Here is a 5,983-nt window from a genome sequence, read left to right as displayed (position 1 = left end):
CTTGTTCTTCAGCTCGGTCATCGAGCCTTCGATATCGGCGTTATAGGTTTCCGAAAGCTTTTTCAGTTCCGCCTCGGCCGTTTTCATTTCGGGCATGGCGCTTAACAATTGGGTCACGTCGATATGTGCGACTTTGCTCTGTGCGTTGACAAATCCTGTAGCGGCTACAAAAAATATTAGGGCTACTGCTATCTTTTTTAAGTGTTTCATTTGAGTGTAAAATTTAATAATTTGAGTGTCGGGTTTAAGTGATTACTAATTATTGATTATTGATTTTTAATTATTGATTGCTACTATCTGTTGCGTCTAATGAATAATTGAGTGAACAAAAACCACACCAATGCATTCTGTCATGGCTCGGAACTTATAACTTTTTACTGGACACTGTCCTTCACCTGCTCGCGCTCATCCAGCTTCGCTTGCCTTTTCGCCTCCCGTTCTTCCAGCAATTTCTTTCTTCTTTCTTCGTAGGCTTTTTTACGATCTTCACGCAACTTCAATTGCTCCGCCCTCTTTTCGTCGGCGGACTTTTCTCGGGCTTCCTGGGCTTGATCGGCCTGTTTCTTGCGCTCTTTGAGTGCTTCGCTCATCCCTTCCCCTTCCTCCTCTTCATCACCTTCAAATTCGTCAAGCGAATTTTTACTATCGGGCTTTTCGGTACGTTTACTTACTTTACGCGTCCGTGAAATACCACGTAATACCAAATCACTGATATCCCAGCGATTTTCGGAGTACAACATTACGACATCCGCCGATTTATCAAAAATAAAATCATATTTTTTATTGGCACCGATTTTTTGTACCTCGTTGAACACTTGGTCCTGGATCGGCTGGATCAACCGGCGCTTTTGCAATACGAGATCGCCCTGCGGCCCGAAACGGTCTTGTTGATATTCTATCATCTCTTTTTCCAGGATCTGTATTTCCTCTTCGCGTTCGGAAATCAGCTCATCGGTAAGCAATACCCGTTCGGCCATCAGGTCTTTCTTCATCTGTTCGACCGCACTTTGTTTTTGCTCGATGTCTATTTTCCACTTTTCTACCTTGCTGGCCAATTGCTCGGTAGCTTCCCTGTACTCCTCCACATTTTCAAGAATATACTCCATATCGACATAACCGATACGTACGCCACGTTGCGCATAGCTATACGCTGAAACCAGCGTTATCGCCAGTACTAAAAGAACGTTTGTTTTTGGTTTCATTGCTAAATCATTTAACCCTAAAGAAATAATCGTGCCAAGTTTAACAAACGGTTCAAAGTCAATGGTTATTAGGTGATTGTAATTGATGAATCGGTTTCCCAATTTTGTTTATACGTAGGCTTTTACCAAAACATGACCTAGCATTATTTTCAACTATAAACTACTTTCTCAAAACGATTGTCCGATAATAAAATGGGTTTCCCATCCATGCGGGCTGGTTTCCCGACCTGTATTGTCCGGATCGAACCCATATCCAAAATCAATACCCAAAAGTCCGAATGCCGGCATAAATATTCGCAAGCCAACACCAGCGGATCTTTTTATGTCAAACGGATTAAATTCCTGAAAATTGCGGAAAGCGTTACCCGCTTCTAAAAAAGTGAGGCCATAAATAGAGGCAGAAGGCTTTAGGGTCAATGGATATCGAAGTTCCACAGAAAACTTATTATAAATTAATCCGCCTTCCTGCTGCCTTGTTAAAGGACTTATCGGGGTCAAAGACTGATTTTCATAGCCTCTTAGCTGCACAATATCCCTTCCATCCAACGTAAAATTACCCATGCCATCACCACCTACAAAAAAACGTTCGAAGGGCACATCGCCAACATCATTATTGTAATTGCCTAAGAAACCAAATTCCGCATTGGTCCTCAATACCAATGACTTATCTCCGCTACCGACCAAAGTGGTATACCAATCGCCCTTAAATTTGATTTTATAATATTCAAGCCATTTAAACCGTTCTTGATCAATTTCTTCCAGTTCAGCGCTTTCTGGTGTATTCTGAATACGCTGTGCACGTTGCGCTTGCACTATAGGAGCAAGTTCTTCACTTCTATCCCTTAAACTTTCATAATCTTTATTACCGAAAAGCGAATACGGCGGGGTCAACTTGGCGGTAATTTCAAAAGTAGAGCCTCCCCGTGGAAAAATCTGCCCACCTGAAATAGCATTCCTTGAAATGCCCAAGGTATACGTTAAAGAATTAGACTTGCCATTTCCAAAGTTAAAAAGACCTAAATTGTAGTTGTTAAATTCGTACAACTGGTAGCCCAATGAATGCGAAATGGTAAAGAAGTCATCCGGCCATTGAACCCGTTTAGCCAGACCTGCGGACACCGAAGTAATGGAAAAACCCTCATCCTTATTAATCTCTATTCTGTTTCTGGTTGAATTCGCAAAATCAGTCCTGAATTGCTGGGTCCGCGAGAAGTTCAGGCTGAAGCGTACCGGCTTTTTACCTCCGAACCAAGGCTCGGCAAAATTCAAGCTGTACACCCGAAAGGATCGGCTAGCCTGTACCCGCATGGCAAACGTCTGTCCGTCACCCATGGGCACGGGTTTATAGGCCTCGCCGTTAAATATATTCTTTATTGAGAAGTTGTTAAACGAAAGACCTAGGGTACCTATAAAACCGCCGCCGCCATAACCGCCCTGGAGCTCGATCTGGCTGGCTCCCGACTCGACAAGTCCCCATTTAATATCGACCGTACCTTCGTTCGGGTTTGCGTTCAGAATGTCGGGCTTGATCGCCTCGGCGTCGAAATAGCCCAATTGCTGCAATTCACGAATCGTACGTATGATATCGCTTTTGTTGTATTTCTGTCCGGGGCGTGTCCGTAGTTCGCGATAAATCACGTGATCGTTGGTGCGGTCATTGCCCACAACATCGACATGGTTCAAAAAGGTCTCCTTACCCTCGATGATGCGAATCTCGAAATTGATGGTATCGTTCTGGGCAGAAACCTCGACCGGGTTGATACTTGAAAAAAGATAGCCGTTATTCTGGTACAGGTTGGTCAAATCTTCGGCATCGGGCTTGGAATCGTCGGCAATACGTTCCCGCAATAGTACGCCGTTGTACGTGTTTCCCTTTTTTATACCAAGAACGGAAGCCAATTGTCTATCGGTATAGACCGTATTGCCCACAAAATCGATATCCCCGAAATAATATTTGTTACCTTCCTCTATATCGAATTTGATATTGATATTATTTTCATCTACCTTAATAATCGAATCGGAAATAATCCGGGCATCGCGGTAGCCATTCTCGGCGTATCTATCGACCAGCAATTGCTTGTCGTTTTCATAATCTTCCTCGATAAATTTGGATTTTTTCCAAAAGCGGAAGAAACGTTTTTCCTTGGTTTTCTTGAGGGCGCCACGCAATCTTTTATCGGAGAGCTGCTCATTGCCCTCGAAAATCATATTCGCAATCTTCACCTTATCCCCCTTATTGACATTGATGATCATCTTCTGGGCATTGGTCTCCGAAGTATCGTTGGCCACCGCAATGGCGACCTTGGCGTTTAAATAGCCTTCCTTTTTATACTTGTTCTCCAAATAGTTTTTGGTATTGGCGATAAGGCTTTCGGTAATCTTCTTCCCTTTTTTAAGATCGGTATCGTCTAGAATACCATCGACCTTTCTGGGCTTGACCCCGTTTATCTTGATATCGGAAAGGGTGGCCCTTTCGGTAATGTGCAGTTCTAAAAACACCTTATCATCATCAATGTCGATAATGAAGAAATCGATATCACGAAAAAGTTCGAGTCCCCATAATTTATTGATTACCCCGCTTATCTCGTCGCCTGGAATGGTAATGGGCTGCCCGACCCGCAACCCGGTGTAGGTCTTTACGGTCTGCTCGTTATAACTTTGAAGTCCCGTTACCTCAAGACCGCCCAAAATATACTTTTTTCCATCCTCAAAAGAAAGTTCTTGAGCGGCGGTAAAGGTGGTAATGAGGAGTAATAGGATGGTAATTAAAGGCTCGAAGGATATGAACCTTTTCATATCGTCAGTTGAGTTGTTCGCTGGTTTTTCCAAATCTTCTTTCTCTGTTCTGGTAACTTTTTATGGCCTCCGTTAAATGCAGTTCACTAAAATCGGGCCAAAATACATCAATAAAGTAAAGCTCGGCATAGGCAATCTGCCAAAGCAAAAAATTGCTGATCCGGCATTCCCCACTGGTGCGGATAAGCAAATCTACATCGGGCAAATCGTGCGTGTAAAGATGAGTATTTATAATGGTTTCGTCAATATCATCTACTGAAATTATATTATTTTTAACTTTGGTACTGATCTGTTTTACGGCATTTTTAATTTCCTCACGTGCGCCATAACTCAGGGCCAAGGTCAGTGTCAAACCTGTATGGCCCTTTGTTTTTTCCATCACCTCTTTAAGCTCTCGGTGGGCTTTCTTGGGAAGGGAGCCAATATCGCCGATGGCATTGAGTTTTACGTTGTTCTTGATAAAGGTATCGAGTTCTTTTTTGAGGGAAGAAACCAGCAGTTTCATCAAGATATCGACCTCGAGCTTGGGCCGGTTCCAGTTTTCTGTAGAAAAGGTATAAAGGGTAAGATAATGCAAGCCGATTTCGACACAATTTTCGACGGTTCTCCGCACGGTATCTACGCCGTTCTCATGGCCAAAAACCCGAAGTTTGCCCTGCTTTTTGGCCCAGCGGCCGTTACCGTCCATAATGATGGCAATGTGGCGGGGCAGGTTTTTTTTGTCGATGTCCTCAAGGGGGTTCATACGGGTCGGAATACTATAGACATGAGATTTGCGATTTGGGATAACGCACTATGACCTTACTCAAAATTATCGCAACAGGGTTTTCTACCGAAGGTGTAAGTTAATGTTAATCCCGAGAAAACATACCAATCGTCGCTAAAAATATTTCCAAACTGCAGATTACCGAGCTGTTGGCTGACATTTAATTTATTGGGATTACTGCCATCCAGGTTATCGGTGAAGGTATATCGCGCGCCGATTTCGGCTCCCAGAATCAGAAACTGGTTCAAGCGCAATTTGGCCCCGACGGTCATGGGTATGGCAAAGTTGCCGTCTTTCTGGCCGATATCTATCACCCTTCTGAGTCCCGTATCGAAATAATTGTAGTCGTATCTAAAATAGGTGACTCCGGTATATAAATAAGGGGTAAAGGCCGGTCCGAGCCTGTGCAGGTTGTACTCCACAAAATTAAACTCAAGTCCGGCAGATGCTTCCAGGATGGAATTGTCGGCCACAAAGCTTCTTTGTTGTCGCGACGGGATACTCGACTTAGCATCTTCGGCCGTGAATTTACCATAGATCATACTGGCCCGCCAGGCGTAGCGTTTGGCGACATTCCATTTAAATAGTCCGCCAAAGGCGATATCGGAAGGCAGCACATAATTCGTTCGGCCAACATCGCCAATGGTATTGGCACCACCGGCAAAAACACCGACCTCGTAGGTCTGGGCGCCTATGGTACCAAATGCGCAGATAAAGAGTACGATAATCAATCGTTTCATAGGGAGTAAAATTCCAAATCCCCGAAAAACACTTTTAGGTATGGCCTTTCGGCCTTGCGTTTTATTCATATCTGAATCAAGGGGTGCAAATATAGCCATTGCTTGCCATCATTTGCATTGCGTGTTCTTTCTTGATAAACTGGATTTGCCGCTATTTATTGTTTAGAAAGCGTCAATTCCACTGTTCTAGGCCTTGGCCTTTTCGCTAAAGGGACGTTTTTTGGACTTGAACTTGCCCTTACACTTTATGAACCCCGATTCCGCCGATCCTCGCCCCATAACAATTTGTTGCGGATGGTTTTTAGGAAGCTCTCGGAAGTATACTCGACCATTTTTATTACGAAGTCCGCTTTTCTGATGTTGATTTCCTTTCCGTTCTCTACGGAAGCGATTCGGGAATCCAAGGAAATCAGATGGCTCTCTTCCCTACCGAAAACTTTAAGACGTATCAGCGTATCATCGGAAATCACCAACGGCCT

General features: G+C 43.8%; 5 protein-coding genes and 1 pseudogene. All 6 read right to left on the bottom strand.

All coding sequences use genetic code 11. The features are described 5' to 3' along the window. Window positions 1-210, bottom strand: a 210-nt coding sequence (locus ACEW8S_RS01765) for an OmpH family outer membrane protein (RefSeq protein WP_373516470.1), incomplete at its 3' end; no start/stop codon positions are given. A gap of 164 nt (window positions 211-374) precedes the next feature. Then, a complete protein-coding gene (locus tag ACEW8S_RS01760; RefSeq protein ID WP_373516469.1) occupies window positions 375-1,202 on the bottom strand; it encodes an OmpH family outer membrane protein in 828 nt (275 codons plus the stop codon). A 168-nt stretch (window positions 1,203-1,370) separates the two neighbouring features. Further along, window positions 1,371-3,998, bottom strand: a complete 2,628-nt coding sequence (locus ACEW8S_RS01755; RefSeq protein WP_373516468.1) for an outer membrane protein assembly factor — start codon at window positions 3,996-3,998, stop codon at window positions 1,371-1,373. A gap of 4 nt (window positions 3,999-4,002) precedes the next feature. Further along, window positions 4,003-4,743, bottom strand: coding sequence for an isoprenyl transferase (locus ACEW8S_RS01750; protein WP_373516467.1), 741 nt, complete (start codon window positions 4,741-4,743; stop codon window positions 4,003-4,005). A gap of 56 nt (window positions 4,744-4,799) precedes the next feature. Then, window positions 4,800-5,504, bottom strand: a complete 705-nt coding sequence (locus ACEW8S_RS01745; RefSeq protein WP_373516466.1) for a DUF6089 family protein — start codon at window positions 5,502-5,504, stop codon at window positions 4,800-4,802. Between the two features lie 245 nt (window positions 5,505-5,749). Continuing rightward, window positions 5,750-5,983: pseudogene (gene ppnK, locus ACEW8S_RS01740) on the bottom strand (NAD(+) kinase); the annotation flags it as partial.

The sequence above is a fragment of the Pricia sp. genome, from assembly GCF_041745955.1.
Taxonomy (GTDB): domain Bacteria; phylum Bacteroidota; class Bacteroidia; order Flavobacteriales; family Flavobacteriaceae; genus Pricia.
This window is presented reverse-complemented; position numbering and strand designations above follow the sequence as displayed.

Excerpts from the sequence above, each read along its gene's own strand:
- ACEW8S_RS01760 (WP_373516469.1), bottom strand. The coding sequence starts at position 1,202 with ATGAAACCAAAAACAAACGTTCTTTTAGTACTGGCGATAACGCTGGTT.
- ACEW8S_RS01745 (WP_373516466.1), bottom strand. The coding sequence starts at position 5,504 with ATGAAACGATTGATTATCGTACTCTTTATCTGCGCATTTGGTACCATA.
- ACEW8S_RS01750 (WP_373516467.1), bottom strand. The coding sequence starts at position 4,743 with ATGAACCCCCTTGAGGACATCGACAAAAAAAACCTGCCCCGCCACATT.
- ACEW8S_RS01755 (WP_373516468.1), bottom strand. The coding sequence starts at position 3,998 with ATGAAAAGGTTCATATCCTTCGAGCCTTTAATTACCATCCTATTACTC.